Annotated in this window: 23 protein-coding genes; 12 read left to right on the top strand and 11 right to left on the bottom strand. The window is 71.3% G+C overall.

Annotated features, from left to right (window positions below):
* Nucleotides 1-242: 242 nt before the first annotated feature.
* Nucleotides 243-1,373 (bottom strand): zinc-dependent metalloprotease, encoded by a 1,131-nt coding sequence (locus ABEA24_RS02515; protein ID WP_425551128.1) that lies wholly within the window; start codon nt 1,371-1,373, stop codon nt 243-245.
* 244 nt (nt 1,374-1,617) lie between these two features.
* A complete protein-coding gene (gene dacB / locus ABEA24_RS02510; protein ID WP_345428914.1) occupies nt 1,618-2,997 on the bottom strand; it encodes a D-alanyl-D-alanine carboxypeptidase/D-alanyl-D-alanine endopeptidase in 1,380 nt (459 codons plus the stop codon).
* 106 nt (nt 2,998-3,103) lie between these two features.
* Between dacB and ABEA24_RS02505 the strand changes: the two genes are divergently transcribed.
* The gene (locus ABEA24_RS02505; RefSeq protein ID WP_345428912.1) at nt 3,104-3,592 is read left to right on the top strand and encodes an inorganic diphosphatase; all 489 of its coding nucleotides are present in this window, start codon (nt 3,104-3,106) and stop codon (nt 3,590-3,592) included.
* Here the strand turns inward: ABEA24_RS02505 and ABEA24_RS02500 are convergent.
* From ABEA24_RS02500 to ABEA24_RS02480, 5 genes are all read right to left on the bottom strand, one after another.
* Entirely contained in the window at nt 3,586-4,875 is a 1,290-nt protein-coding gene (locus ABEA24_RS02500) for an NlpC/P60 family protein (protein ID WP_345428910.1), read from the bottom strand. The two genes, ABEA24_RS02505 and ABEA24_RS02500, sit on opposite strands and share 7 nt — an antisense overlap.
* A gap of 167 nt (nt 4,876-5,042) precedes the next feature.
* On the bottom strand, nt 5,043-5,753 hold the full coding sequence (locus tag ABEA24_RS02495; RefSeq protein WP_345428908.1) for a hypothetical protein: 711 nt from the start codon (nt 5,751-5,753) through the stop codon (nt 5,043-5,045).
* Nucleotides 5,750-7,543, bottom strand: a complete 1,794-nt coding sequence (locus ABEA24_RS02490; protein WP_345428907.1) for an RNA polymerase sigma factor — start codon at nt 7,541-7,543, stop codon at nt 5,750-5,752. The genes ABEA24_RS02495 and ABEA24_RS02490 overlap by 4 nt, the downstream gene beginning before the upstream one ends.
* Nucleotides 7,544-7,753: 210 nt before the next feature.
* A complete protein-coding gene (locus ABEA24_RS02485; protein ID WP_345428905.1) occupies nt 7,754-8,815 on the bottom strand; it encodes a saccharopine dehydrogenase family protein in 1,062 nt (353 codons plus the stop codon).
* A 78-nt stretch (nt 8,816-8,893) separates the two neighbouring features.
* Complete coding sequence (locus ABEA24_RS02480) at nt 8,894-9,622, bottom strand: nuclease-related domain-containing protein (RefSeq protein ID WP_345428903.1); 729 nt, start codon at nt 9,620-9,622, stop codon at nt 8,894-8,896.
* A gap of 138 nt (nt 9,623-9,760) precedes the next feature.
* On the opposite strand from ABEA24_RS02480, the gene ABEA24_RS02475 reads away from it, so the two are divergent.
* The 3 genes from ABEA24_RS02475 (at nt 9,761) to ABEA24_RS02465 (ending at nt 13,604) form a co-directional block, all read left to right on the top strand.
* Nucleotides 9,761-10,588 (top strand): helix-turn-helix domain-containing protein, encoded by an 828-nt coding sequence (locus ABEA24_RS02475; protein ID WP_345428901.1) that lies wholly within the window; start codon nt 9,761-9,763, stop codon nt 10,586-10,588.
* Nucleotides 10,585-12,945: a VIT domain-containing protein gene (locus ABEA24_RS02470; protein ID WP_345428899.1), complete on the top strand. Its 2,361-nt coding sequence runs from the start codon at nt 10,585-10,587 to the stop codon at nt 12,943-12,945. Before ABEA24_RS02475 ends, ABEA24_RS02470 begins: the two co-directional genes overlap by 4 nt.
* Before the next feature lie 206 nt (nt 12,946-13,151).
* Nucleotides 13,152-13,604, top strand: coding sequence for an ACT domain-containing protein (locus ABEA24_RS02465; protein WP_345428897.1), 453 nt, complete (start codon nt 13,152-13,154; stop codon nt 13,602-13,604).
* Between the two features lie 20 nt (nt 13,605-13,624).
* Here the strand turns inward: ABEA24_RS02465 and ABEA24_RS02460 are convergent, their stop codons facing one another.
* Entirely contained in the window at nt 13,625-14,602 is a 978-nt protein-coding gene (locus ABEA24_RS02460) for a hypothetical protein (RefSeq protein ID WP_345428895.1), read from the bottom strand.
* A 123-nt stretch (nt 14,603-14,725) separates the two neighbouring features.
* A complete protein-coding gene (locus tag ABEA24_RS02455) occupies nt 14,726-15,784 on the bottom strand; it encodes a quinone-dependent dihydroorotate dehydrogenase (protein WP_345428893.1) in 1,059 nt (352 codons plus the stop codon).
* 127 nt (nt 15,785-15,911) lie between these two features.
* Here ABEA24_RS02455 and ABEA24_RS02450 point away from each other — a divergent pair, with 127 nt between their 5' ends.
* On the top strand, nt 15,912-16,700 hold the full coding sequence (locus ABEA24_RS02450) for an aminotransferase class IV family protein (RefSeq protein ID WP_345428891.1): 789 nt from the start codon (nt 15,912-15,914) through the stop codon (nt 16,698-16,700).
* 64 nt (nt 16,701-16,764) lie between these two features.
* Here ABEA24_RS02450 and ABEA24_RS02445 read toward each other — a convergent pair whose 3' ends face one another.
* Nucleotides 16,765-17,193, bottom strand: a complete 429-nt coding sequence (locus tag ABEA24_RS02445; protein WP_345428889.1) for a nuclear transport factor 2 family protein — start codon at nt 17,191-17,193, stop codon at nt 16,765-16,767.
* A gap of 68 nt (nt 17,194-17,261) precedes the next feature.
* On the opposite strand from ABEA24_RS02445, the gene ABEA24_RS02440 reads away from it, so the two are divergent.
* Complete coding sequence (locus ABEA24_RS02440; protein WP_345428887.1) at nt 17,262-17,858, top strand: TetR/AcrR family transcriptional regulator; 597 nt, start codon at nt 17,262-17,264, stop codon at nt 17,856-17,858.
* Between the two features lie 283 nt (nt 17,859-18,141).
* Nucleotides 18,142-18,288: a hypothetical protein gene (locus ABEA24_RS02435; RefSeq protein ID WP_345428885.1), complete on the top strand. Its 147-nt coding sequence runs from the start codon at nt 18,142-18,144 to the stop codon at nt 18,286-18,288.
* Nucleotides 18,289-18,443: 155 nt separating this feature from the next.
* On the opposite strand, the gene ABEA24_RS02430 is transcribed toward ABEA24_RS02435, so the two are convergent.
* Nucleotides 18,444-18,773 (bottom strand): DoxX family protein, encoded by a 330-nt coding sequence (locus ABEA24_RS02430; protein WP_345428883.1) that lies wholly within the window; start codon nt 18,771-18,773, stop codon nt 18,444-18,446.
* 213 nt (nt 18,774-18,986) lie between these two features.
* On the opposite strand from ABEA24_RS02430, the gene ABEA24_RS02425 reads away from it, so the two are divergent.
* From ABEA24_RS02425 to ABEA24_RS02405, 5 genes are all read left to right on the top strand, one after another.
* The gene (locus ABEA24_RS02425) at nt 18,987-20,639 is read left to right on the top strand and encodes an alpha/beta hydrolase (protein ID WP_345428881.1); all 1,653 of its coding nucleotides are present in this window, start codon (nt 18,987-18,989) and stop codon (nt 20,637-20,639) included.
* A gap of 152 nt (nt 20,640-20,791) precedes the next feature.
* A complete protein-coding gene (locus tag ABEA24_RS02420) occupies nt 20,792-21,586 on the top strand; it encodes a GH25 family lysozyme (RefSeq protein ID WP_345428879.1) in 795 nt (264 codons plus the stop codon).
* Between the two features lie 454 nt (nt 21,587-22,040).
* Nucleotides 22,041-22,658, top strand: coding sequence for a trypsin-like serine peptidase (locus tag ABEA24_RS02415; protein WP_345428877.1), 618 nt, complete (start codon nt 22,041-22,043; stop codon nt 22,656-22,658).
* Nucleotides 22,659-22,760: 102 nt separating this feature from the next.
* Nucleotides 22,761-25,199 (top strand): M6 family metalloprotease domain-containing protein, encoded by a 2,439-nt coding sequence (locus ABEA24_RS02410; protein ID WP_345428875.1) that lies wholly within the window; start codon nt 22,761-22,763, stop codon nt 25,197-25,199.
* Between the two features lie 153 nt (nt 25,200-25,352).
* Nucleotides 25,353-25,775 (top strand): GNAT family N-acetyltransferase, encoded by a 423-nt coding sequence (locus ABEA24_RS02405; RefSeq protein ID WP_345428871.1) that lies wholly within the window; start codon nt 25,353-25,355, stop codon nt 25,773-25,775.
* Nucleotides 25,776-25,837 lie beyond the last annotated feature (62 nt).

Genomic DNA, 25,837 nt, shown 5'->3' with positions numbered 1-25,837 from the left:
GAGGCCGTACCCGAGCGCAGCGCCACACTGGACGGCCCGAGTACCCGCCGACCGGGCGTCCCGAGGCCGCATGCGCGCACAGCGCCACACCGGGCAGCCCGAGTTCCCGCCCGCCGGGTGTCCCGAAGCGGTACGCGCGCACAGCGCCACACCGGACAGCCCGAGTACCCGGCCGCCAAGCGTCGCCGAAGCGGTTCGCGAGAACAGCTCCGCGCCGGACGGCCCGAGTGCCCGTCCGGCGGTTACTCGTCGGCGGGTGGCAGCTCCGGTTTGCCGATGACCCGGCCTACCCACAGCGCGGGGTCCTGGATCTCCGCGTGGGTCGGCAGGGTGTTCGGCGAGGTCCAGACGCGGTTGAACCCGTCCATGCCGACCTGGTCGATGACCTGCCTGACGAACCGGGAGCCCTCGGCGTACTGCTTCATCTTCAGGTCCAGGCCGAGCAGCCGGCGGATGGCCCGGTCGACCTGGGACCCGCCCTCGCGGCGGTGCTGGAACCTGGCGCGGATCTCCGCGACGCTCGGCACCACCTCGGGGCCGACGGCGTCCATCACGTAGTCGCCGTGCCCCTCGGCGAGGGTCATCACGGCGGTCAGGCGGTCGAGGATCTCCCGCTGCTCCGGTGTCTGAATGGCGTCGATGAGGTTGCCCTCGCCGCCGCGTACCGCGTCCGCGACCGCCTCGCCCACGTCGCGCAGCCGATCGAGCAGCGCCCCCGGGTCGAGGTCGGCGGCCAGCAGGAACGCCGTCATCTGGTCCTGGACGTACGCGCGCAGCCATGACACCGAGGCGAACTGCGCCCGGTGCGTCTCCTCGTGCAGGCACACCCACAGCCGGAAGTCATGGGTGTCGACGTCGAGCTCCTGCTCGGCGCTGACGATGTTGGGCGCGACGAGCGTCAGCCGCCCCGTCGGCGCGCGGCCGGTCGGGTCCGGCGGAAGGAACAGCTCGTACTGGCCGAGCACCCGGCTGGCCATGTACGCGAGGATCGCCCCCACCTGGGCGCCGGTCACCCGCGAGCCCACGGCCTGGACGACCGCGCCGCCGGCGGCTCCGCCCAGCCCTCCGAGGCCGCCGAGCATCCCTGCGCCCCGGCGCTCCTGGAGCTGTTCCATCAGGGGTTCGAGGACGACACGGAAACCGTCGACGTTCGCCTTGATCCACCCGGGCCGGTCGACGACCTTGGCCGGGGACGGGTCGAGCCCGCCGTCCATCCCGGTGAACTCACGGACATGGTCCTGCGCGATCCGCGACAGGTCTCTGAGCTCGACGACGACCTGGCGGGCTTCGGTGGGGCTCACTTGGGGTCCCGAGCGGACGAGGCGGGTCCCCGTCTGTACGGCGACGTTCCAGTCGATCATGGATGCTGGCATCACAAACCTCTCCGGCCGGGCACCTCTACCGTACGTGCCCCGCTCTTATCCGGGGCATGCCCATACCCGCCCAACGCGTGAACGGGCGCCTACGACTCCCGGAAGGCCCGCGGAGGTCGGCCGCGGCCGGCTCCCGCGGCGGTCGGCCGGTCGCCTCCCGGAACGATCGCGGAGGTCGGCGACGGCCGATTCCCGAAACGATCGCTCGCGAAGATCGGCCGGTCCCCCGGAATGGTCGCGGGGGTCAGTGGCAGCCGCAGGTCGCGAGGCTGCCCGCGAGGCGGTCGAGCGAGGCCAGCGCGGCGGTCACGTCCTTGACGTTGTTGGCCATGAAGGCGAACGCCAGGAGCCGCCCGTCGGCGTCGTAGACCACTCCGGCGAGGGTGTTGACGCCGTTGAGCGTGCCGGTCTTGCCGCGGACGAGGCCCATTCCGGTGGCGGACGGGCCGGTGCGGTAGCGGTTCGCGAGGGTGCCGGAGAAACCGCCGATCGGCATCCCGGACATCACCGAGGCCAGCTCCGGGTGGGAGGGCGAGGCGGCGGCCACGAGGATCCTGGCCAGGCCGTTCGGGGTGATCCGGTTGTTGGGGGACAGACCGCTGCCGTCGACGGTGGCCACGCCGGTGCCGACGCCGAGCCGGGTCAGCGTCTCGCGTACGGCCGCCGCTCCCCCGGAGAACGACGCCGGCCGGTGGCGGGCGAGGGCCACCTGCCGGGCCATCGCCTCGGCGATGTCGTTGTCGCTGCGGGTCAGCAGCTCCTCCACCAGAGCCGAGATCGGTGGGGACTGCACGGCGCCGAGCTGCTGGGCGCCCTGGGGGGCGGTGGTGGATCCGCCGACCGTCGCGGAGACTCCCTGCTTCTTCAGCAGCTTCACGAACGCGTCGACGGCGATGCGGGGCGGGTTCGCGACGCGCTGGTGCGAGGCGGGGGCGACCCGGCCCTCGTCGACCTCGAGCGCGTACACGGGGGAGACGTCGCCCTCGGAGACGTAGTTGGACTTCCAGCCGGGGCCCATCTGCGCCCCCTCGTAGAGCGACAGGTCGTAGTCCACCCGGACGCGCCGGGTGCCGGCCGCCTTCAGCGCGGCGGCGGTCTGCTTGGCCAGGTCGGCGAGCGAGGCCGGCCGGGGGTAGGCGTTCTTGGCCGCCGTACGGGTCAGGGTGGGGTCGCCGCCGCCGACGAGGATGACGCCGCCGCCGCCCTTCACCACCTTGGTGGTGATCCGGTGGTCGGGCCCGACCGCCGCGAGGACCGCCGTGGAGGTGGTCAGCTTGGTGGTCGAGGCGGGAACGGCGGGCTTGTCGGAGTTGCTGGTGTACAGGGCGCGGCCGGTGGACACGTCGATCACGGTGCCCGTCAGGTCCGAGCCCATCCCGGCCGCGCGCATCAGACCATCCAGCCGCGAGGTGAGGCTGCCCGCCGCCGGCAGCGGCGCGGTCGCGGCCGTGGGGGCCAGCGCGGGCGCCGCCCCGGTCACGATCGCCCGGTCTGCCACGGTTGGGGGGCGTACCGCCAGGGAACGGTCTGGTGTGAGCTTGACCACTGCGAGCGCGGCGGCGACGAGGAAAACGTTCAGGAGCGCCAGTGTGAGCATGGCCACGACGCGCTCAGGCCTCGGCACGTGACGCCCCTCCCCCATCGCCGTGCACTCATGACGTGCGACATCCTTGTACGAGCCAACATCCAACCAGAACTACCTCGGCCCGCCCCGGGGAGCGGAGGACATTGTGGAATTCGACGTAACTATCGAGATTCCGAAAGGTCAGCGCAACAAGTACGAGATGGACCACGAGACCGGCCGTATCCGGCTGGACCGGATGTTGTTCACCTCGACGCAGTATCCCGCCGATTACGGGTTCATCGACAACACGCTGGGCGAAGACGGCGACCCCCTCGACGCCTTGGTCCTGCTGCAGGAGCCGACTTTCCCGGGTTGCCTGATCCGGTGCCGAACGGTCGGAATGTTCCGGATGACCGACGAGGCCGGCGGCGACGACAAGGTGCTGTGCGTGCCCGCCACGGACCCGCGCATGGAGCACCTGCGCGACATTCACCACGTGCCCGAGTTCGACCGCCTGGAGATCCAGCACTTCTTCGAGGTCTACAAGGACCTCGAGCCCGGCAAGTCCGTCGAGGGCGCGAGCTGGACCGGCCGTACGGAGGCCGAGGCCGAGATCGAGCGTTCGCTCAAGCGGGCGACCCAGCACGGTCACTGAGAGGCCGCGGGGCGGGTGGCTCCGGCGTAATCCGGGCGGAACGCCGGAGAGATCCGTACCCGTGCGCCGGTGAACGGCGCCTCCACCATCTGGCCGTTGCCGATGTAGATCCCGACGTGATGAATCGTGCCCGGGTCGGCGGGGTCGTGCGCGAAGAAGACCAGGTCGCCCGGGCGCAGCTCGTTCTTCGCCGGGTGCGGTCCGGCGTTGTACTGCGAGGTGGCGTAGTGGATGAGGCGGACCCCCGCCCGCCCCCAGGCGTACGTCACCAGGCCCGAGCAGTCGAAGCCCACGGTCCCCGCCCCCTGCGCGATGCCCCGGGTCGGCCCGCTCTCGTTGCCGCCGCCCCACGAGTACGGCGTGCCGAGCCACTTCAACGCGGCGGACGCGGCGACGGAGCCCAGGTCGGAGTCCCGCGCGAGGCTGCGGGCGAGCGTCCTGTCGCCGGCGCCGAGCCGGATGCCGGCCAGCACCACCTGGTGGGAGACGGTCCGTTCGTTCCCGAGACGGGCGGCGCGGGCCCGTTCCAGGGCGGCGGCGCGGGCCTGTTCGAGGGTCGCGGCATGCGTCCGGGCCGCGTTGAGTTCGGCGATGAGGGCGGTCTTCTGCTGCTGGATCCGCCCCACGGCCTCCTGCTGCCGCGTCACCGCCGCGACCGCCGCCTGCTGGGCCACGGCGGCGCCGCTGGTCGCCGCCTGCCGGGCCGCGAGGGCGTCGTGCGCCTGACGCTCGAAGACGTCCGCGACGGTCTTGGCGGCGGTCTCCCGTTGCAGCAGGGCGCGCCGACGGTTGGCGAGCACCTGCATCGTCGTCGCCCGCTCCAGGAACCCGGCGGGTCCTCCCGGCCCGCCCAGCACCGCCGCGCCGGACAGCAGGCCGCCGCCGCTCCGGTAGGCGCTCGCCGCCAGGGCCGCCACGTCGTCCCGGACCTCGGCGAACCGGCGGCGCGCCTCCGCGGTCCGCTGCGTCGCCGCCTCGTACGCCGTGCCGGCCTCGGTCAGCCTGGCGCGCTCGCCGTTGTAGCGTTCGACGGCCAGCTCGGCCTGGGCGGAGAGGTCGTCGAGCCGGCCGTTGGCCTGGGCGAGAGCGGCGCCGATCCGCCCCACGTGCGCGGACTCCTCCTGGACCCGTTCCCGGCTTTGCGCGACGTCGCGGGCGCTGGGGCCGGAGCCGGTGTCCGCGGCGAGCCGGTCGCCGGGCAGGCCGGGCCGCAGACCGGCGTACGGCCGGGCGGCGACCGGACCGGCCGACAGACCGGCGATCGCGAGCGTCGTGAACCCCATGGCGCCGAGCCGACGCCCCCGCCGCATCGCAGCTGACAAAGTGCCCCCCTCGGGCCGGCCATCGCGAGTGACTCACGAGTGATCTGTCACTCAGGTAGCCCCAGGAGTCACAAGAGAAACACCAGTCACAGCCAACAGTCGCAGCCGACCGAAGCTCAGGAGCAGGGTCAGCCGCACCTCAGGAGGCGGCTGATCCACGGCCGTACCGCCGACTTCGGCGGCACCGGGCCGCGGGGATACGTGAAGACCGGGACCTCGGCGCCGTGGCCGGCCCGCAGCTCGGCCGCCTTGCACCAGTCGGCCGGGGTGCGCGTCGCGGCCCAGGCCACGGCGAGCGCCTGGCGTACCTCGGGCACGCGGTCCCACAGTTGGAGCAAGGTCACGGTGGCGTGCGCCGCGGCGTACCCGTCGTCGGGGTAGGCGCGGCTGGCGAAGAACGGCGCGGTCACCCGGCCGCCGTGCGGGTTGGACATCGCCCAGGTCCAGTTCGCGACGACGAGCTCGCGCACCGGGTCGGCGAGCCGCTCGGCGGCGTCGTACATCCGTTCCTGCCGGCGACCGGTCAGCCGGTGGGTCTGCAGCAGCCAGTCGATGTCGGCCGGGGCGTCGCCCTCCGCGAGCCAGGCCAGCACCGTCATACCGCGTGCGGCCTGAAGCCGGCAGAGCTCGGCCACCTCGCGGCGCATCCGGACGCCGGGTTCCAGCCACTGCGGCCACGGGGCCCGCTGGATCCGCTCCACGACGTCGACGAGGTGAGGAGAGACCGCCAGTGGGGCGATGAGGTCGCCGCGTACGTCGCCGGCCCGCACGGTGTAGGCCGACTTGACGTCCTTTCCACTCGTGACAGCGGGGGCTTCGCGCGGCTGAGGCGCGGTCACGTGGCCTCGGCTCGCGGTGGGCCGGCGCTTCGATCGTGTGGTGCCGCTTCCGTGGAGGGACCCGGGCGCGGCGCCGGGTCGGAGCGGCGCTCGGGGACCGAACGTTGCTCAGACGGTGCCGGGCCGGAGTGGCGCTCGGGAGTCGAACGTTGCTCGGGGACCGGTTGTTGCTCAGACGGCACCGGGCCGGAGTGGCGCTCGGGAGCCGGACGTCGCTCAGGCTGGGCGGAATGGGAGGTCGGCCTGGCGCCGGAGGAGGGCGCCGGCGGCTCTCCGGACGGCGGCGGCTGCGTGGTGGGGGGCGGCGGGGTGGTGGGTGGCGGCGCCGGAGTGGACGGAGGCGGGGACGCCGGAGGCGTGGTGGTGGGTGGTGGGGAGGTCTCCGGGGGGCGGGACGGCGGGGACGTGGGGCCGCCCCAGGCGACCGCGACGCGTGCCCCCGACGGCCAGATGACGATCACCGCGTCGCCGGGGCCGTCGTCGGGGGCGCGGACGGAGACCGTGGCCGTCTCGCCGGGGGCGAGCATTCCGCCGGCAGGGCTGACGACGGCCGCTCCCGTCACCGACGCCTGCCACCGGACCGGGCCACCGACCGCGCGGAGGGTGAGGGTGCCGCTGCCGCCGGGGCCGAGGGTGAGCCGGCCGGGCGTGACGTCGAGCCGTCCGTCGCCGGGCGCCGGCTCGAGAACCTTCGGCCGGCCGACGTTCAGCGGGCTCGGCGGTCCGGCCGTGGCCCGGGGGCCGAGCGGGAACGTCGCCGACACCGGCCGCCCGACCGCCGGCGGCTCGACGGGGCCGGGGCTGGGCACGCGGGCGCGGGGCGCGGGCACTCCGCCCCCGGCCGCGTGGGTGCGGTGGGTGTCCTGCCCGAGCCACTGGCTCACCGTCACGGCGGCGACCGTGGTGAACACCGCGCCCGTCACCGCGATCAGCCCGCGTGGCCAGCGCGGGTCACGGGCGGGCGTGCGCAGGCTCCCGGCTCCTGTCTGCCGGGGGAATCCGCGGGCTCCGAACCCGCGCAGCCGGGCCGCGGCGAACAGCCGGTAGCCGGCCAGCCGCGGGTCGGTGAAGCAGCCGGTGACCTCCTGCCGCAGCGCGTCGGGCGGCGTGGCGTGCGGCAGCAGGGCGCAGACCTTCGCGGTCGAGATCGTACGCGGGAGGTGGGCGGCGCAGACGTCGCACTCCATCCCGTGGCAGACCAGGGCCTCTCGCAGGTCGTCGCCGAGCTCGCCGCGCCGGTGGCGCAGGATCGCGGCCCGGCCCTCGCACTCGAAGGGGCTCTCGTGGGCGAGGATCTCCGCGATGACGGAGGCCTCCAGCAGGGCGCTCGCCTGGCCGAGAAGGTCGGCGACCTCCCGGGTGGGAAGCCCGACGACGCCGGCGATGTCGCCCGGTTCGAGGGCGTGGCGGTGCCGGAGGTCGAGGAGCTCCTGGCTGAGCGCCGGCAGGCCGGTGAGGGCCTGCCACGCGATCACGCGCAGATCGACGTCGTCCTGGTCGTGGCGGGCGACGGCGATGTCGGGGTGGAGCGCGCCCGGAGGCCGTCTGCGGCGGCACTCGATCCGCGCCAGCGCGTACAGCCAGGGCCCGAACCGCTCGGGGGCTCGCAGCTCGCCGATGTGCGCCTGCGCGCCGAGCAGCGCGTCGCGGAGCGCGAGCCGTGCCGCCTCGCGGTTGCGCAGCTGGAACCAGCAGTAGTCGTACAGGCGGTCGGCGTAGGCGTCGTACACCGCGCCGATCGCGCCGGGGTCGCCCGACCGCAGGCCACTGACCAATAGGCGGTCTTCCATGGCGCGAAGGTAAAGCCTTTTCCGCTTCGCATTCAACTATTTCCCGCGAGCCTTGCGTAGATAATTAGCGGCTCGCGGATAAACGATCTCCAGCAGGGGTTTTAATAGGCGTAAAATAGCCTTTTAGGGCCGTTTATCGCCATTGGCCGGGAAGGAGGCTCGTACGGCACCTTCGCGCAGGTCGTCCCGTGCGGACGCACCCTCATGGTCTCAGCCGGTCACGCGCGATATTCCGGCCATGGCACAGCCCGCCTCCAACTCGGACAGACCAAAAGCCGCAACCGGCCCGAGTGCCCCTGTTTCCGTCATTCCACAGGCGGCTTGGCGGGCGCCCCAGGCGAGGATTCCGGCCGTGAAATCGTACGGATCACCGCCGGACAGGTGGATCTCGGTCAGCAGAGCGCCGTCCGCGTCATAGGCGGCCGCGACGATCCGAGACGTCAGCGTGCCCTTGCCGGCCCGGCGGCGGGCGAGACGCGCCAGGCCGCCGCCGAACACGCGGATCACGGCCGCCGTGGCGCGGCCGCGCGGCAACCGGGCGGCGACCTGCGTCGCCGCGCCGAACCAGCCGAGGTAGACGTTGACCTCGCGCAATCCTGGATGCGACGCCGGCAGGGTGAAGTGCTCCGACGCCCCGATGGACACGCCCATCCGCGACCGGCCGGCCATCTCGAAGTCCCGCACCCGCGACCGCCGTTCCTCCACGACGCCGTCCTGGTAGGTGTACATCCGCGTGGCGAGCAGGCCGGGGGCCGAGTCGAGGGTTCCGCCGGACAGCCCGCGCACGAGAGAGCCGCCGCCGACGAAGTAGCCGACGTCGACCCGTACGGCGTCCTCACCGACCCGGTCGAGGGCGAGGGCCCCGGCCAGGTTGCCGGGCACATAGTCGTAGCCGAAGGCGGGGAGCAGGGCGGAGCTCGCCTTCACGCCGTACCCCTCGAAGATCTCCCGGACGAACAGCGACTCCCCCGCCGTGTCCAGGTAGTGCGCTCCCGCGTCGACCGCCGCCTCGAGGGCCGCGTGCCCGTACTGGAGGAAGGGGCCGACCGTGGTCACGAGGACGTCGTCCCGCTCGACGATGGCGCGGACGGTCCGCGGCTCGGCGGCGTCCGCGTACACCGTCTCCAGCCCGCCCAGTTCGTCGGCCAGCACGGCGAGGGCTTCGGCGTTCCGCCCGGCGAGGACCGGCCGTACGCCTTGGGTGACCAGAGCGCGCGCGGCCAGCGTGCCGGTGAAGCCGGTCGCGCCGAAGACCACGATGCGACCTTCCATACGATCACCCCGGCTGCGAAAAATCTTCAGCTGTCGCGCTGAGCGTACTAATCCGTCACGAAGCGTGCTGGTTTTTCGTCATATGTCGATCATCGGAGGCAGGGCGCGTTCTGCCGCAGCGGCGATCGCCGCCACCTCGACCGTGGTGTAGAGCACCGGTTGCCGCTCGATGAGCCGGTTCACGCGCTCGGCCCGGTGCAGCAGCACGCCGTCGAACAGGATCCCGCCGCGCGGCAGCCGGCCGCCGTGCACGGCGATCACCGGGGACACCTCGACGCCCTGGCCCGTCTCGGCGGCGATGCGACCCGCGATCACGTCCGCGGCCCGGTGGGCCCGGACCGGCAGGCGGCTCAGGGGGCGACGCCCGGCCCACAACCGACCGTCGGCCCGTCGCAGGCGCGTCAGCGGCGGCCATCGCCGCGAAGAGATCGCGTACACGCCCGTGTGGCCGACGACCAGATGATCGAGGTTGCCCCGGAGGCCACCGGGGAGCGCCCGGTCGTGCAGCACATGGAAGTACGCCGGATCGAGCCGGGACAGACGACGCCCCGTTCGTCGCTCCGCCGCGGCGCCACGCCGCCAGCTCGTCACCGTGCCCGGCCGGACGCGGAAGTAGAGGGTCTGCACGAGCAGCAGCGCGAGGCCGGCCGCCAGCCCGGGCAGCCAGCCGAACAGCCCAGCGGCCATGGACCCGGCGACACCGGAGATCACGAGCCGGGCGACGGCCCGCTCCTGTCGCTGTTCCGCCCGCAGGGCCCGGTACCTGGCCTGCGCCGACGCGCCGGCCATGGACGCACGTCCGGACACGGCACTCCTCCTCACCGGAAAGAGTGCTGTCGAGACCGCGGCCGATCAAGGCACTTGAACGGCCTGTTCAAGCGCCTTGACGAAGTGCCGACCAACGCATCGTTGACAGTGTAATAGTTACAGTGTCATTGTTGAGACATGGACGGACCATGGACGCTCGCCGAGCTCACGACCAAGGCCGCCTCCGTCCTGTCCGACGGGCGTTCGCCGCGGCCGAGCGGCCGGGTCCGGGACCTCCCCAATGAGCGCATGATCCGGTGGTACGTCACGATCGGCCTGGTCGATCCCCCACTGAGCCGACGCGGCCGGATCGCCGTGTACGGTCCGCGCCACCTGCTGCAGCTCGTGGCCGTCAAGCGCCGCCAGGCCGAAGGCCGCTCCCTCGCCGACATCCAGGCCGAGCTCACCGGCGCCACGGACGCCACACTCCAGCGGATCGCCGGACTCGACCCTCTCGACCTCCCGGCAGCAGGTCCGGGCGAGACGACCGCCGCCCCGGCCCGCCCACCGGCTCCGCACCCCGCCGGAGACTCCCCCGCACCCGGTGCGCCGCCCCCTGGTGAAGCCGCGCCGGAGTCCGCCGCCGACGCAACCAGGCCGGAACGGGTCATCGGTGAAAGCGGGCCGGAGAGGTTCACCGACGGGCCCGCGTCGGCGCGCGTCGCCCGCCGGTTCTGGGCCGACCGCCCAGCGCCCCCGCCAGCGCGAGGAACGACACCGCGCGGAGCCGAGCCCGCCCCGGACACGCCCGCCACCGCCGGTACCCGTGATGCCACGGCGAACGGCACCGACGACGCATTCGGCACGATCAGCGCGCCAGCTGCCGGCGCCCTGGTCCGGGGGGTCCGGCTGGCCCCAGGCGTGACGCTGCTCCTCGACTCGTCCCCGTCGCCCGACGATGCCGCGGCCATCGTGGCCGCCGCGGCTCCCCTGCTCGACCTCCTCACCGAAAGGGGACTCCTATGAAGATCGAAACGCTGACCGGCGAGGTGGCATCCGTCCCGGAGGCCGGGCTGGGTGCTCTGCGTACCGAGCGCGGCAACCTGCCCCTCGACTCGGTCGATGTCCAGGCGGCGGTCACCGGCCTGTCCGCCCGCATCACGATGACGCAGGGGTTCCAGAACCCGTTCGACGTCCCGCTGGAGGCGACGTACGTCTTCCCGCTGCCCGACCGCGCCGCCGTCACCGGGATGCGCATGGAGGCCGCCGACCGCGTCGTCGAGGGCGTGTTGAAGGAGCGCGGGCAGGCCCGCGAGGACTACGAGGCCGCGCTGGCGGCCGGGCAGCGGGCGGCGCTGGCCGAGGAGGACCGGCCCGACGTGTTCACCATGAGCGTCGGCAACATCCTGCCCGGCGAGCGTGTGACCGTACGCCTCACCTTGAGCCAGCCCCTGCCGTACGAGGACGATGAGGCGACGCTGCGGTTCCCCCTCGTCGTCGCGCCGCGCTACATCCCCGGCACGCCGCTGGACGGCCCGTCCGTCGGCGCGGGCACCGGAGCCGACACCGACGCCGTGCCCGACGCGTCCCGCATCAGCCCGCCCGTGTTGCTGCCCGGCTTCCCGAACCCGGTGCGGCTCACCCTGTCGGTCGACGTCGACCCGGCCGGGCTGCCCCTCGACGGCGTACGGTCGAGCCTGCACACCGTGACCACGGACGGCCGCACCTTCCGGCTGGAGCCGGGCGAGCGGCTCGACCGGGACTTCGTCCTGCGGCTGCGGTACGACGCGGGGGCCTCGTGCGCGGTGGCCGGTGAGACGTTCACCGTGACCGTGCTGCCGCCGCCCGGTCCGGCCGCGCCGCGTCCCCGCGACGTCGTCATCCTGCTCGACCGCTCCGGCAGCATGATGGGCTGGAAGATGGTGGCCGCGCGCCGCGCCGCCGCCCGCATCGTCGACACTCTGCGCAGCGGGCAGAACGGCGGAGACCGGTTCGCCGTGCTGTCCTTCGACCACGCGATCGAGCGGGCGCTCCCCGGCGGCCTTTCCGCCGCGACGGACCGCAACCGGTACCGCACCGTCGAGCACCTGGCCCGGCTCGACGCACGCGGCGGCACGGAGCTCCTGCGACCGCTGGAAGAGGCGGTGGCGTTGCTGTCCGGCAGCGCCGAACGCGACCGGATCATCGTCCTGGTCACCGATGGCCAGGTCGGCAACGAGGACCAGATTCTCGGGCGGCTGTCCCTGGACGGCCTCCGCGTGCACACGATCGGCATCGACCGGGCGGTCAACGCCGGCTTCCTGGGCCGCCTGGCCGCCGCGGGCGCCGGCCGGTGCGAGCTGGTCGAGTCGGAGGACCGGCTGGACGAGGTCATGGACCACGTCCACCGGCGCATCGCCTCGCCCGCGGTGACCGGTGTGTCCCTCGACATGCCCTCGGCGGTCCCGGGCACGCTCGCGCCGGCGCGGCCGGGCGACCTGTTCCCAGGCGTGCCTCTGGTCGTCCGCGGCCGGTGCACCGGGCCCGGGCCCGTCACGCTGCGCGGTGTCGCCGCCGACGGTTCCCCGTGGGAGCAGCGTCTGGAGCCCGTGACGACCGACGACCCGGCGGCCACCGCCATCTGGGCCCGCGCCCACCTGCGGGAGCTGGAGGATCGCTATCTCGCGGGCGACGGCGACCCGCAGCGCGAGACCGAGCGGATCGTCGACGCGTCCCTGCGATACGGCGTGCTGTGCCGGTTCACCGCGTTCGTCGCCGTCGACACCCGCGTCGCGGCCGACGGGGCACCGGCGCACAAGGTGATTCAGCCCGTCGAGCCGCCGTCCGGCTGGGAGGCGACACCCGCCGACGCCCTCTCCACGGCGAGCACCCGCAGCGTCCGGTCCGCGCCGGGCGGCTACGGAGCCCCACCGGCCCCAGCCGGGTACGGCGTACCGGCCGCACCAGGCGCGTACGGTGGCGCGCCCGTGCCCGCCGCCGCCCCGCAACCGCCGGGCGGCCCCGTCCCCGGCGCCGCACCGGGCGGGCCCACGCGGGGCTTCGCCCCGGCCCGAACGCGCATGCCCCGGCAGAGCTCCCCGACGGCGGCCGCCGTGGACGCCCGCGCTCAGGTCGCCGAGGAGCTGCGGCGGCTGCGCGCGGCCCGGCCGGCCTCGGAGCTCGAACGCCGACAGATCCTCGCCGACCTGGGCAGCCGCCTCGAGGTCCTCGTCCCGGGCGCGCTCACCGACCTCGTCGCCGCGCTCCGGAGCTGTGACGACCCGGCGGGTCCCCGCGGCCGGGACCTGGACGAGCTGTGGGACCGTACGCTCCGCGAGCTCGCCTCGTACGAGGAGGAGGGCGAGAAGGACCGCAGGCCCTTCTGGCACCGCCGCCCCCGCTGAGCCGCCCGGGACCGCCGGAACCGGAACCGCCGGAACCACCGGGACCACCGGGTCCGCCAGGACCGCCAGGACCGCCAGGTCCGCCGAGGATTCTCGGGGTCAGGATCCCGAGAATCCTCGGCGGACCGCCGCTCAGCCCTCGGGCTCGCGAACCTCCGGGGCCGCCGGGCGCACCGACGCCCACGTTGAGCGGCGCATGCCGGTCGATGCCGACATCGTCCTCAGCGTCGTCGGCAATGGGGATTGTTCGGTCTCTGGTGGGAAAGGTGTCTGCCATGCCCAGGGATCTGACGGTCATCCTCGAAGATCGGCCGGGCGAGTTGGCCCGGCTGGGAGAGATCACCGGCGAGGCCGGAGTGAACATTCACGGTCTCGCCGCGTTCACAGGTGAAGGTAAGGGCGTCATTCATGTGCTCGTCGACGATGACGACGCGGCCAGGTGCGGTGAGGCTCTCGAAGCCGCCACCATCGCGGTCGCCGACGAGCGCGAGGTCCTCGTCGTCGACATCGAGGACCGGCCCGGCGCGCTCGGTGAGCTGGCCAGACGCCTCGCCGACGCGAACGTCAACGTGGATCTCGTCTACACCACCTTCGGCGGGGTGAAGGTCGTGATCGCGACCGATGACCTGAAAAACGCGCGTGCGGCGGTCGACTACTGAGCGGTGACGACCTGGCCCGCTCAGAACAGCGGGATGATCGAGGCGATCAGTCCCAGGACGGCCAGGACGATTCCTGCCGCCTCCCAGGGATGCCGGCGGATCACGTCCAGAGTGGTGGCGCGCCGGACGGCCGGCAGGGTGGGTTCGAGTCCGGACAGACCGTCGGGCAGGCCGACGAGCCCGAAGATGATGGGCGTCCCGTCCGTGGTCCGCCCGTCCAGCAGCTCTCGCTCGGTGACCCAGCGGTCCATCGGACCGAGCGTGAGACGTTCGCGGCGGCCGCGCAGCAGATAGATCGTGATGTCGTAGTGGGTGAGCACGGCGTACGTGCGAGAGACCCGCTTGCTGGCGATTCGCTGGAGTTCGACGAGGCTGTCGGTGCGGTGATCGAACGTGAAGTCGGTGAGCTCCTCCTCGAGTTCTCGGATCACCGTGTGCTCGATCGTGAGGTCGTCGTGGCGGCGGTGTCCGCCGATCAGCTGGTACTGACGTGCCCGGCCGTCGTACTGGACCAGATAGCGGGCGTCGCGGCCAGGGCCCGATGCCGCCTTGATGACGGCCTGCGCGATCTCCACCCGGTCCAGAGGGACGGCGGAGTCCCCTCTTCCGGACAGACGGTTCTGCTCCATCGCGAAGAGGAACTGCGGTCCGGACAGGACCAGTGAGTCCGAATACGGCGCATCGCTGACTCCGGTCCGGCCCCAGTTGCGCAGAATGCTCGAATCGTTGGCGAGGTACTCGGCGACGCTCCTGATGAAGCTGGTCGCGAGGGGGGTCGCCGCCTTGAAGCGGGCCCCGCCGTCCGGACCGGGCCGGACGGCCAGGACGCCGAAGGCCTTCAGCACGGCCAGCACGGCGTCGACGCGTCCGGCGCCGTCAGGGCCCAGTCCCGCGAGTTCGGCTAATTCCGCCGAGGTCTTCGCGCCCTCGACACTCGGTGGTACCGCCCTCAGGACGCGAACCACCTCTTCGGAGTCCGGTTGTGCGGCCCTGGACATCAGCAGTGGCTCCTCTCGCCGCGCCTGGTGACATCATCTGCCGCCGTGGCGCCGAGACCAACCGGGATCCACGCGTCGACGCGAATCTTGACGTGTCCGCGACGTCGACCGGCGTCGGCCTGGTCAGCGGCCGGTCGCCGCCGTGCCGCGGAGGCGGCGCGCGAGGCGGCGGTTGATCGCGCGGGGCCACAGCGGGCCGCCGTAGATCAGGCCCGTGTACGCCTGGACGAGCGTAGCCCCGGCGCGGAGCCGCTGCCAGGCGTCGTCGGCGGTCTCGATGCCGCCGACGGAGATCAGCACGAGGCGGTCGCCGGTCCGGTCCCGGAGCCGCTCGAGCACCTCGAGCGACCGCCGCTTGAGCGGCGCCCCGGACAGGCCGCCCGCGCCCGCCGCCTCGACCTCGGCCGGGTCGGTGGCCAGCCCGTCGCGGGAGATCGTGGTGTTGGTCGCGATGATGCCGTCGAGTCCCAGTTCGAGCGCCAGGTCCGCGACCGCGTCGACGTCGGCGTCGGCGAGGTCCGGGGCGATCTTCACGAGCAGCGGCACCCTGCGGTCGGACACCCGGTCGGCGGCCTCCCGTACGGCGGTGAGGAGCGGCCGCAGGTGCTCGACGGCCTGGAGGTTCCGCAGGCCGGGGGTGTTCGGGGAGCTGACGTTGACGACGAGGTAGTCGGCGAGCGCGGCGAGCGCCTCGGCGCTCTCGACGTAGTCCGCGACGGCCTCGGCCTCCGGGACCACCTTGGTCTTGCCGATGTTGACCCCGACGATGACGTTCCGGTGGCGGCGGAGGCGGGTGGCGGCCGCCCGCGCGCCGTGGTTGTTGAAGCCCATCCGGTTGACGATCGCCCGGTCGCGTACGAGGCGGAACAGCCGCGGCTTCGGGTTGCCGGGCTGCGGGCGGGCCGTGACCGTACCGATCTCGACGAACCCGAAGCCGAACGCGCCCAGCGCGTCGTACGCCTCGGCGTCCTTGTCGAACCCGGCGGCGAGCCCGAGCGGCCCGGGGAACTCCAGGCCGAGGGCGCGGACCCGCAGCGCCGGGTCGCGGGGGCCGAGGGCACGGCGCAGCAACGGCAGCGCCCCGGGAACCGCGCCGAACAGGCGCAGCCCCGCGAAGCTCATCCGGTGAACGGTCTCCGCCGGAAGGCGGCGCAGAATCAGCGAGAACACGAGTCGATACATCGGACGCGATTCTCTCAGCGTCCCGCGACGCCGCGTCGCTCAGCCCTCTCCGTCAGCGCGCCGCCGCCCGCGTCTTCGGCATCGGGCTGGACGAGGAGGGCGCGGCCGGGCTCGCTATGTTGTGATCATGGCACCTCCGGCTCCCCTCCGCCTCGAGATCGACGGCGGCCCGGCGACCGCCGACGGGCTGCGCCACCTCGCGCTGGTGAACTACGGCCACCTCACGGTCATGCAGGTCCGCAGCCGGCGCACCCGGGGCCTGGAACTCCACGTCGCGCGGCTGGACGCGGCCAATCGCGAGCTGTTCGGCACCGGCCTGGACGGGGAGCTGGTCCGCGAGCGCATCCGCCACGCGCTCGGCGACGACATCGAGGACGCGACCATCAGGCTCGTGGTGTTCCAGCCGTGGGACGCGGACGACGTCTCGGTCCTGGTGATCGTCCGCCCGCCGGGCGGCATGCCCGCCGCCCCGCAGACCCTGCGGACGGTGGGCTATCAGCGGCCGGTCGCGCACATCAAGCACGTCGGGGCGTTCGGGCAGATCCACTTCGGGCGGGCGGCCGGGCGTGCGGGCTTCGACGACGCGCTGCTGACCGGGCCCGACGGCGTCATCTCCGAGACGTCGATCGCCAACATCGGATTCTTCGACGGCGCGTCGGTCGTCTGGCCGGACGCCCCTCTGCTGGAGGGGATCACGATGCAGCTGCTGGAGCGGACGCTGGCCGAGCGTGGCCTCCCCTCGCGGCGGCGTACGGTCCGGGTGGGCGACCTGGCCTCGTTCGACACGGCGTTCGTCGGCAATTCCGGCGGCGTCGCGCCGGTCGGCCGGGTCGATGACCTGACGCTCCCCGTCGACCCCGGACTCGTCAAGACGCTCACCGAGGCGTACGAGTCGGTGCCCTGGGACCTGATCTAGGCAGCTACGGAGGCGTTTTCCGCCGCAGTCCGGGTGCCGGCCACGCCGGCCTGGCGAGGGTCGATCACGGTCGGATGGTGCCGATGAGGTCGTCGAGGAGGCCGCGGCGGCGGGCCGAGGAAATGTGATCGATGTAGTCACGAGAGGCGACGATCTTCCCGTCCCGTACGCGGAGTACGAAGATGCAGGGGACCCGGAACGGTTCACCGCTCTCGGTCGTCCCTCGGTATTCGAACTCGGCGACGATCACCTCCGGGTCCGCGGTCTCATGCACGGTGATGTTGGCCGGCTCCTGGGGAAGAAGCGGCATGCGCTTGCCGGCCGAAAAGTGCTCGCGCAGGTCCTCACGGGTGCGCAGTGGTTCGTCGCCGAACGGTGAGAACGGATGCTCGACGTGGGTCTGGTCCGCGTACAGCTCGGGCAGCTCGTCCCAGCGGCCTTCCGAGACGCCCCACACGAGTTTGAGGAACACCTCGCGAGGAGTGGGCGCCATGATGCCTCCTGATGACACGGTAATATATCCGAAGTGATGACTCCGAATATACGGAGTGGAGACTTCGGATGTCAACGGAACCCACGCGCGCCGATGCCCGCGATAACCGAGCCCGGATCCTGGAGGTGGCGGAGGAGGTCTTCGGCAAGGGCGGCTCAGCGGCCTCCACCGAGGAGGTCGCACGGCTCGCCGGGGTCGGCATCGCCACCGTCTTTCGCCACTTCCCCACCAAGCGGGCACTGGTGGAGGCGGTACTGGTGAAACATTTCGACCGCCTGTGCCGGCGAGCGCGAAGCCTCGTCGAATCGTCCGATCCGGGCCGGGCGTTCTTCGATTTCTTCGGCCACCTCGTGGGCGACGCCGCAGGCAAGCTCGCCATCATTGAGGCGTTCACCGACGCCGGCGGCGACGCCGACGGCAAGGCGGCCCAGGGGCCGCGCGACCTGCGTGCGGCCGTCGGTGTCCTGCTCAGGCGCGCCCAGGAAGCCGGAGCGGTCCGCGCGGACGTCCGCCTCGACGAGGTCTACGCGCTCCTCGTCGGCATCTCCCGTGCCGGCGCCCACCTCCACCTCAGCGAGCCGGTCCGCACCCGTGCGCTCAGGATCATCTTCGACGGGCTCGCCTGCGGTGCCGGTGAAAGCCCGACCCGATCATCGAGCATCTAAGGCATCCGAGCCCGGCGCCGCCCGACCATCGGGGGAAAATGCACTATTCCCCATTTCGGCAACTATCCCGAAAAGGGCATTCTGTACGGCCACCCTCAACGGGCCGATTCTTTACCAAGCGCGGCTTGACACCTTCCGGCAAGATCACCGACAGTACAGAGACCAGATCTGTCACCGGGAGGCAGTAGCGGAGATACACGAGAACACCACCGTAAACTGCCATTTTCAGGCTGGTCATGGGACGCCCGAATGGGCGTCTTTTCTACTTTTTAGGGAGGACCCCATGAAGTCAACCACCGCCCAGGAAGTAGGGAGGACGGTGCGGCTCGCACTGCGCACGTGGGGCCACACCTTCCGTCTAGTCACCCTGGTGGTTGTGGTCACGTGGCTGTTCATCGCCACCGAGCGACTCCCACTGATCACCTGGTGACCACGGGAACCGGGCGCCATTCCACCGCCCGGGACACCGCCACTTCGCGGTCTTCCTTCTCGGATCACGGGAAGGAAGACCGCGATCGATCAACCGCCCGCCCGGCGATCGACCCCCGAAATCGAATGAACCGCGCATAGCGCGGATCCCGCGGTCTATTCCGCGAGGTGAGCGGCCGCTGTCGCGACGACGAGCGCCAGTACGGCCAGGTCGACGAGAAGCATGCGGGCAGGGTCGCGCACCCTGAGCCGGGATGCGACGGCGCCGAGCATCAACAGGGCCAGGCCGCTCGATGCGAGGAGGCCGAGGAGGTCCACCTCGGCTCCGAGAAGCACACCGACGCCGCCGGCGGATTCCAGCAGTCCGATCGCACGCCAGACCCCGGATGCCATGCCGAAGTGGTCACGCACGGCCAGGCTCTGGCGAAGACCGATCACCTTCACCCCGCCCGTCACGACGAACAACGCGCCGACGACGACCGACAAGACGGTCCCTGCCCCACTCACGTAGACACCTCCGAGGCGCCGCCGACCATCTCGATGTGCCATCGGCTGCATACGCTGTGTACATCTACCGTTATGCGTCACATTTTGGCAAACTTCTTACATCTGGTCTTATGTCGCGGATTGTCCGGAACGACAATCTCCCCTTGTTCACCACCGGCCGGGCCTGTCGACGCCCGGCCCGAAAGGGGTCTCGTGAAGAAGCTTGTCGTCGTTGCCGCGACGGCCGGTCTCGGCATGACCGGACTGGGCCTTGCCGGCGCCACAAGCGCGTCCGCGGCCACGGACACGTCCGACGCGTTCCGCCCGGCGAGCCTCAGCTGGCACGCCTGCTCGGCGGACATCGTCGCCGGAGCCAAGGCATACGACGGCCTGGGCCCGGTCCAGGTCTCCAAGATCATCCAGTGCGCCGAACTCCAGGTGCCGCTGGACTACGCCCACCCGAACGGCCAGAAGATCACTCTTGAGCTGACCCGCACGCCGCACCAGGGCACGGGCGCCGCCAAGGGCGACATCCTGGTCAACCCGGGCGGCCCGGGCGGCGAAGGCGCGCTGTTCGGCCCTCGCGTGTACGCCCAGAACTCCGCAGCGATGCAGAAGGCGTACAACGTCATCGGCTTCGACCCGCGCGGCATCGGGTTCAGCACGCCGAAGCTCACCTGCGACGAGAACTACAGCAACGCCCCACGGCCGGAGTACGGCACCGGCGGCAAGGCGGACGACGCGGCCTGGCTGAAGAAGTCCAAGGCCTACGCGCAGGCGTGCTACCAGAAGTTCGGCCGGGGTTCCAAGCTGGACCTGCTCGACCACATCAAGACCATCGACTCGGTTCGTGACATGAACACGATCCGTAAGGCGCTCGGGCACAAGAAGCTCGACTACTACGGCGCCTCGTACGGCACCTACCTCGGTCAGGTGTACGCGACGGTCTTCCCGAAGCGCGTCGGCCGCATGGTCCTGGACGGGAACGTCGGCCCCAAGCACGTCTGGTACGAGGCCCAGCTCGACCAGGACTACGCGTTCGACAAGAACATCGAGTACTACTTCGGCTGGATCGCCAAGTACGACAACGTGTACCACCTGGGGAACACCCAGGCGAAGGTCCACAAGTTCTTCTACGGGCTCCAGGCCTCGCTGGCCAAGAAGGCCGCGACCTTCACGGACTCCAGCGGCGCGGTCTCCGCGGTCGGCCCCGACGAGCTCGTCGACGGCATCCAGACCGCGGGGTACCGGCGCAGCCAGGCCGTGTGGAACAGCTACGCCGCCGCGCTCGCCGCCTACAAGACGAACAACGTCGAGAAGTTCGTCGGCACGTTCGGCGTCCAGACCACGGGTGGCAGCGACGACAACGAGTTCGCCGTGTACAACGCCGTCCAGTGCACCGACACCCAGTGGCCGCTGAGCTGGAACAAGTGGCACGCCGACGCGGTCAAGGTCAACAAGACGGCGCCGTTCGAGACCTGGGGCAACGTCTGGTTCAACGCGCCCTGCCTGTACTGGAACGCCAAGGCGGGCACGCCCGTCAAGGTCGGCCAGACCAAGGACCTGCCGAAGAACATCCTGATGTTCCAGGCCACCGAGGACGCGGCCACCCCGTACGCGGGCGCGCTTGAGCTGCACAAGACCCTCAAGGGCTCGCACCTGGTCGTGCAGGACGGCGACCGTACGCACTGCATCGTGCACCGCGGCGACCTGCGTCCGGGCGGCGTCGACTCCTACTTCGACGCCTACTTCCTGAACGGCACGCTGCCGAAGCAGGACACCGTGCACGTCTCGCAGCTCGGTGACCCGACCCCGCCGGCCTCCACCGCCAAGGCCACCTCGGCCAAGAGCGAGGTCGTCAAGTAACACGCCGTACGGAAAGGGGCCCTCGATCCGAGGGCCCCTTTTTCGTGGTGACGGGCGTGCGTAGAGGTCAAGCTTCGGCAAAGACGACCTTCTACCTGGAAACGGACGATAGGGTCCCTCGGGCCAAGATCACTGTCCAAGGAGCCTCATCCGTGCGGAAGACCGCTCTCGTCTCCCTGACCGTCGCCGCGGCCACGAGCCTGGCGCTGACCGGCTGCTCCTCACCGACGCCTCGGGCGGCCGACGCGAGCCAGAGCACCGCCGGTCCGGCGGTCCAGCCGCAGGACAGCACCGTACGCCCGGCGTCCCGGCCGAAGGGCCTCATCCCCGGCGTCGACGTCAGCGCCTACCAGAAGAAGATCAACTGGTCGTCCGTCAAGGCACGGGGCAACCGGTTCGCCTACGTCAAGGCGACCGAGGGGGTGCGATACGTCAGCTCCACCTTCGCGGCGCAGTACGCGGGCGCCCGTACGGTCGGGCTGGCCCACGGCGCGTACCACTTCGCCACCCCGAACACCGCGAGCGGCAAGCGCCAGGCCGACTACTTCCTCGCGCACGGCGGCGCGGGCAAGGCCGACGGCCACACCCTGCCCGGGGTCCTCGACATCGAGAAGAACCCCTACGGCAAGGACAAGTGCTATGGCCTGAGCCACGCGAAGATGGTCGCGTGGATCAGCGCCTTCCTGAAGGAGTACCACGCCCGTACGGGCCGCCGCGCGGTCATCAACACCTTCAAGGACTGGTGGATCGACTGCACCGGCAACGCGAAGGCGTTCTCCGCCACGGACCGGCTGTGGGTCAACGACCACAAGGCCACCGCCCGTAAGGTCCCGGTCCCGTCGGCGTGGAGCTCGTACACGATCTGGCAGTGGACCGAGAAGGGCGTCTACGGCGACGAGGACTACGTCAAGTCGGCCACGGTCTACCGGAAACTGCTCGCCGGCTGACCGCGGCGCTCTCGCCGGTGCCCGGCGGCGTCTGAGACCCGTCTCCAAGGCATGGACCACGACGCACTCCCGGCCTTCCACACCCCCGCCGACCAGCGCGACGCGGCCGCCGACGCCGCCTCGCCCAGGGGATCCCTCCGGATGGCCACCACTGAAGCCGCGCCGAATGCTCGGGCAATCGCCTCAAGAAACCAGACAAAGCACTGAAAACAATCGGAAAATCTGCCGTTCGCTGAGCATTTTGCACGCCATCGGCAACCGGAGGCACGGAAATGTGCCGTCCTCGTTGAGGCTGGATTCTGGCCGGGTCGGCAGCCGCGCTTTACCATCAGGGACCAGGAGGGGAGTATTCCTTCGCGGCGGTGTCGTCACCACGGTGCTCGAGTTCACGCCCGGTGCCGTCGGCCCATGGCCTCGACCATGAGCGGAAGAGACCTCCGGCTCAAAGCGGAACGTGATCCTCACGGCGGCGCACTGCCTCTACCACAAGAGCACCGGGCAGGCGCGGAATGTCGTGTTCGTCCCCAAGTACCACAACAAGCTGCGGCCGTACGGCATGTTCACCTTCCGCCACATCGTCGTGGACAGCCGCTGGAAGTCGAAGGAGGACCCCGACCTCGACTTCGGGTTCGCCTCCACCAACAAGGGGGGCTCCAGCAATCCCGCCAATTCGCGGGGGCGGTGGATCGAGAACGTCGTCGGCGCCAACCGGCTGCTCATCAACCAGGCGCACAGCGGCGTCCCGGTTATGATCGCCGGCCATCCAGTGAAGACGGAGTCCTACAACGACAGCCCCGTCTACTGCTACACGCACACGCACAAGCGCTCGACGTTCCAGAGCTACTTCGACTGCACCTATCACGACAGCGGAAATCTGCGGGGAAGTGGCTTCGGGAACGGCACGAGCGGCAGTCCCTGGCTCACGCACTACAACGGGACCACCAAGCGTGGTGACGTCATCGGTGTGATCGGCGGCTACCAGCGCGGTGGGCCGCCCGGCGGCCGGTCGTACAGCGCCTACTTCGACCACGACATCCAGACGCTGAAGGGCCAGGTCGACCACCTGAACTGATCGCGCCCCACCACTCCGCGCCGGCGGATCCCTTCGGCCGACCGCCGCTGAGTCCCGGACGTGGGGAAAGCGTTGGGCCCGTACAAGGTGGATCATGATCGTGTGGCGTGGGGCATCGGCGGGGTGCAGCGGCCTGGTAGCCGACCGGCGACCAGGCCGCTGCTGTACGTGGACATCGACGGTGTGCTGAACCCCACCGCGAACGGCGACGGCCTCCGGCACGCCGCCGGACGCCCGTTCGCCTGGATCGACGACGTCATCCCCGCACGGATCAAGCGTCAGGCATGGCCGGACCCAGCCACCGTGCCCTTCGGCCCGTCGCTGGCGCGGGCCGAAGTCACGGGAGATGATCAATCTTCCGATCCGTTCCTGACATCCGATGCCCCGACCCCGGGAGCGGACGGTGACGTGGCTCCCTCCCCTGAAAGAGGACAGGTCATGGGTGATCCCGCCCGGTTCGCCGGCGTGCGTACGAAGCGGCCTCGGAGATTGTTCGCCGCGTGCGCGCTGCTCTCGACAGCGGTGCTGCTGCTGTCCGGCACGCCCGCCACCGCCGCGGTCGCGAAACCGCCGAAGCCGACCCCGAATCCCTGGCAGATGCGGCACTGGCCGCAGACCCAGCCCTGGCAGCGGTCGCAGCCGCTGCGAGCGTACGCCCAGAACACTCCCCGGCCGATCGACCCGCAGAACTACGAGCTGCCGGACACGATGACCTGGGACGACTACAAGGCGATCCCGAACACCCACTGGAACGACCCGGCCCGTGAGGGCTCGATCAAGAACTTCAAGGGCGCGCTCGTCCTGGTCGACTACCCGAACCAGTCGTTCATCGTCTCCCAGCCGAAGAACTCCACCATCTACGGCAACCCCACGTCGGTCAGCGACGTGCCGCGGGACCAGGTCCCGCAGTTCTACCAGGACTTCCTCAACAAGCCCGGGACGCTCAACCGCGGCCACACCATCCACGAGTACTGGATGGAGGACTCCGGCGGCCGGTACGGCATCGACCTGAAGGGGTTCGGGCCGTACCGGATGCCCGCCAAGAGCCACGAGTACGGCGTCGAGTCGAGCATGCAGGGCGGCCAGGGCTGCCCGGCGGGTGACACCTGCGGTCGCGACTTCCGCAAGGACGCGCGTGCGGCGTGGATCGCGGACGTCGGCGAGCAGGTCGCGTCGCAGTACGACTTCGTGTTCTTCCTCAGCGCCGGGCAGGACGAGTCGTCCACCTGGCAGGAGTTCGGGCAGATGAAGTTCAACACCCGCGAGGACGTCACCGACGACTGGGGGCCGCCGGACCCCGCGCTGCCGAACTGGAACAAGACCCGCTACGTCGACTGGACGTCCTGGCAGGCCTCCGCCAACATCTGGCCGAACGCCGCCGACGGAAGCTCCATCCAGGCCGAGAGCTCCGGCATGAGCACCTACGCCCACGAGTTCAGCCACATCCTGGGGATCGGCGACAACTACAACAACCCGTACTCGATCCCGCCGCGCCGCGACTACTCCGGGCCGTGGGAGATGCTGAGCCGGGGGACGTTCAACGGCCCCGGCGGCCCGCACAGCCGCTGGCTGGTCCCCGGCACCGCCGGCAGCTCGATGGGTGCCCAGCACATGCTGCGCAACAAGATGAAGCTCGGCATCGTCGACTCGAAGAACGTCCTGAACCTGTCCCGCGACGGCATCGCCGGGTCGGGCGTCGTGGTGGCGAAGGTGAAGGCCCGCGAGGCGCAGCCCGCGTCCGGCGAGCTCTCCGGGATCAACCTGGCAATGAACGGCGGCGACCACGACCCGGCCTGCAACGTCTCGACCGACCCGCTCTGTGACGGCGGCGGCTACGACAACTACACGGTCGAGGTCGTCGACCGCATGGGCTTCGACTCGTTCACCCCGGACAGCGGCGTCCTGCTCGCCAAGACCAAGAACCAGGACAACGCCCCGTTCATCTGGACCATCGACGCCCACCCGCAGAACATCGACAAGGTCGACTTCGTCCTGCCCAACGGCACCCCGCAGAAGATGACGATCGGCGACTACCGCCAGTTGTCGGACGCCCTGTTCCACGCGGGCACCGACTCGGGCAGCGAGTACGAGTACGTCGACCAGGCCAACCGGCTGCACTTCTACGTGCTCAACATCAAGCGCGACAAGACCGGCATCCTGTCGTACACGGTCGCGATCCGGTCGCTGGACGGCGCCGGATCGCAGCGCCGGGGCGTACGGCTGTCGCCGGGCGCCGGCGTCGCCGCCCCGCAGCGCGGATGGGCCCGCTGCACGCTGCCGCTGCGCAACACCGGCACCGCCGGAACCGCCCCGTACGGCGACTCCGACGTCTACCGCCTGTCCGCGACCGCGGTGGGCAAGGGCTGGACGGCCTGGCTCCCCAACGCCCTCGCCACGGCGAAGGCGGGACAGGGCACGGCGGTGCAGGTGTACGCCAAGCGCGCCGCGGACGGATCCCACGCCGGTCAGGTCAGACTGACCGCGACCTCCGAGAGCGACCCGGCCAAGAAGGCGACCACCACCTGCACGGTCGTCGGCTGACCCTGGCAGCCGTCGCCGTTCCGCCGGAGGGCGCTCCTCCGGCGGAACGGCGGCGCGCCATCGGCGACCCGTGCGGGATGGCCGGACGTCGTCGGCGGCCGGTGCGGGATGGCCGGACGTCTCCGGGTCTCCGGGTGCCGATACGTTCGAGGCGTGAACGACGTCAAGATCCGGTACGGGCGGGCCGACGAGGCGGAGACGGTCCTGGCCTTCTGGAAGGCGGCCGCCGAGGGGACCGACCGGCACGATTCGGTCGCGGCGTATCACGCGCTGGTCGCGCGCGACCCGGAGGCCGTGCTGCTCGCGGAGCTCGACGGCGAACTCGTCGGCACCCTCATCGCCGGCTGGGACGGCTGGCGGGCGCACCTCTACCGCCTCGCCGTGCACCCGGACCACCGCCGCAAGGGCATCGCCCGCGCGCTGATCGGCTTCGCCGAGCAGCGGATGCGGGAGTTCGGCGCCTTCCGGGTCGACGCGATGGTGCTGGACGACAACCACCTGGCCGCCCCCGCCTGGACCGCCGCGGGCTACCATCCCCAGCCGGAATGGAGCCGCTGGGTCAAGCGCCTCCCCTGACTGCCGCGAGCCGCCCGGCGCGGAAAGAGTTCGCGTTCACTGTCCATCCCGGGGTCCTCCCG

The sequence above is a fragment of the Actinoallomurus vinaceus genome (assembly GCF_039542055.1).
GTDB lineage: Bacteria > Actinomycetota > Actinomycetes > Streptosporangiales > Streptosporangiaceae > Actinoallomurus > Actinoallomurus vinaceus.
Note: the sequence above shows the minus strand (reverse complement) of the source record. Positions and strands in the feature narration are given on the sequence as shown.

Coding starts and splice junctions, on each gene's coding strand:
- ABEA24_RS02485 (WP_345428905.1), bottom strand. CDS start 8,815: ATGGAAGGTCGCATCGTGGTCTTCGGCGCGACCGGCTTCACCGGCACG.
- ABEA24_RS02440 (WP_345428887.1), top strand. CDS start 17,262: ATGTCAACGGAACCCACGCGCGCCGATGCCCGCGATAACCGAGCCCGG.
- ABEA24_RS02445 (WP_345428889.1), bottom strand. CDS start 17,193: ATGGCGCCCACTCCTCGCGAGGTGTTCCTCAAACTCGTGTGGGGCGTC.
- ABEA24_RS02500 (WP_345428910.1), bottom strand. CDS start 4,875: ATGGGGTTCACGACGCTCGCGATCGCCGGTCTGTCGGCCGGTCCGGTC.
- ABEA24_RS02515 (WP_425551128.1), bottom strand. CDS start 1,373: ATGCCAGCATCCATGATCGACTGGAACGTCGCCGTACAGACGGGGACC.
- ABEA24_RS02460 (WP_345428895.1), bottom strand. CDS start 14,602: ATGTCCAGGGCCGCACAACCGGACTCCGAAGAGGTGGTTCGCGTCCTG.
- ABEA24_RS02490 (WP_345428907.1), bottom strand. CDS start 7,543: ATGGAAGACCGCCTATTGGTCAGTGGCCTGCGGTCGGGCGACCCCGGC.
- ABEA24_RS02465 (WP_345428897.1), top strand. CDS start 13,152: ATGCCGACATCGTCCTCAGCGTCGTCGGCAATGGGGATTGTTCGGTCT.
- ABEA24_RS02475 (WP_345428901.1), top strand. CDS start 9,761: ATGGACGGACCATGGACGCTCGCCGAGCTCACGACCAAGGCCGCCTCC.
- ABEA24_RS02455 (WP_345428893.1), bottom strand. CDS start 15,784: ATGTATCGACTCGTGTTCTCGCTGATTCTGCGCCGCCTTCCGGCGGAG.
- ABEA24_RS02470 (WP_345428899.1), top strand. CDS start 10,585: ATGAAGATCGAAACGCTGACCGGCGAGGTGGCATCCGTCCCGGAGGCC.
- ABEA24_RS02450 (WP_345428891.1), top strand. CDS start 15,912: ATGGCACCTCCGGCTCCCCTCCGCCTCGAGATCGACGGCGGCCCGGCG.
- ABEA24_RS02435 (WP_345428885.1), top strand. CDS start 18,142: ATGAAGTCAACCACCGCCCAGGAAGTAGGGAGGACGGTGCGGCTCGCA.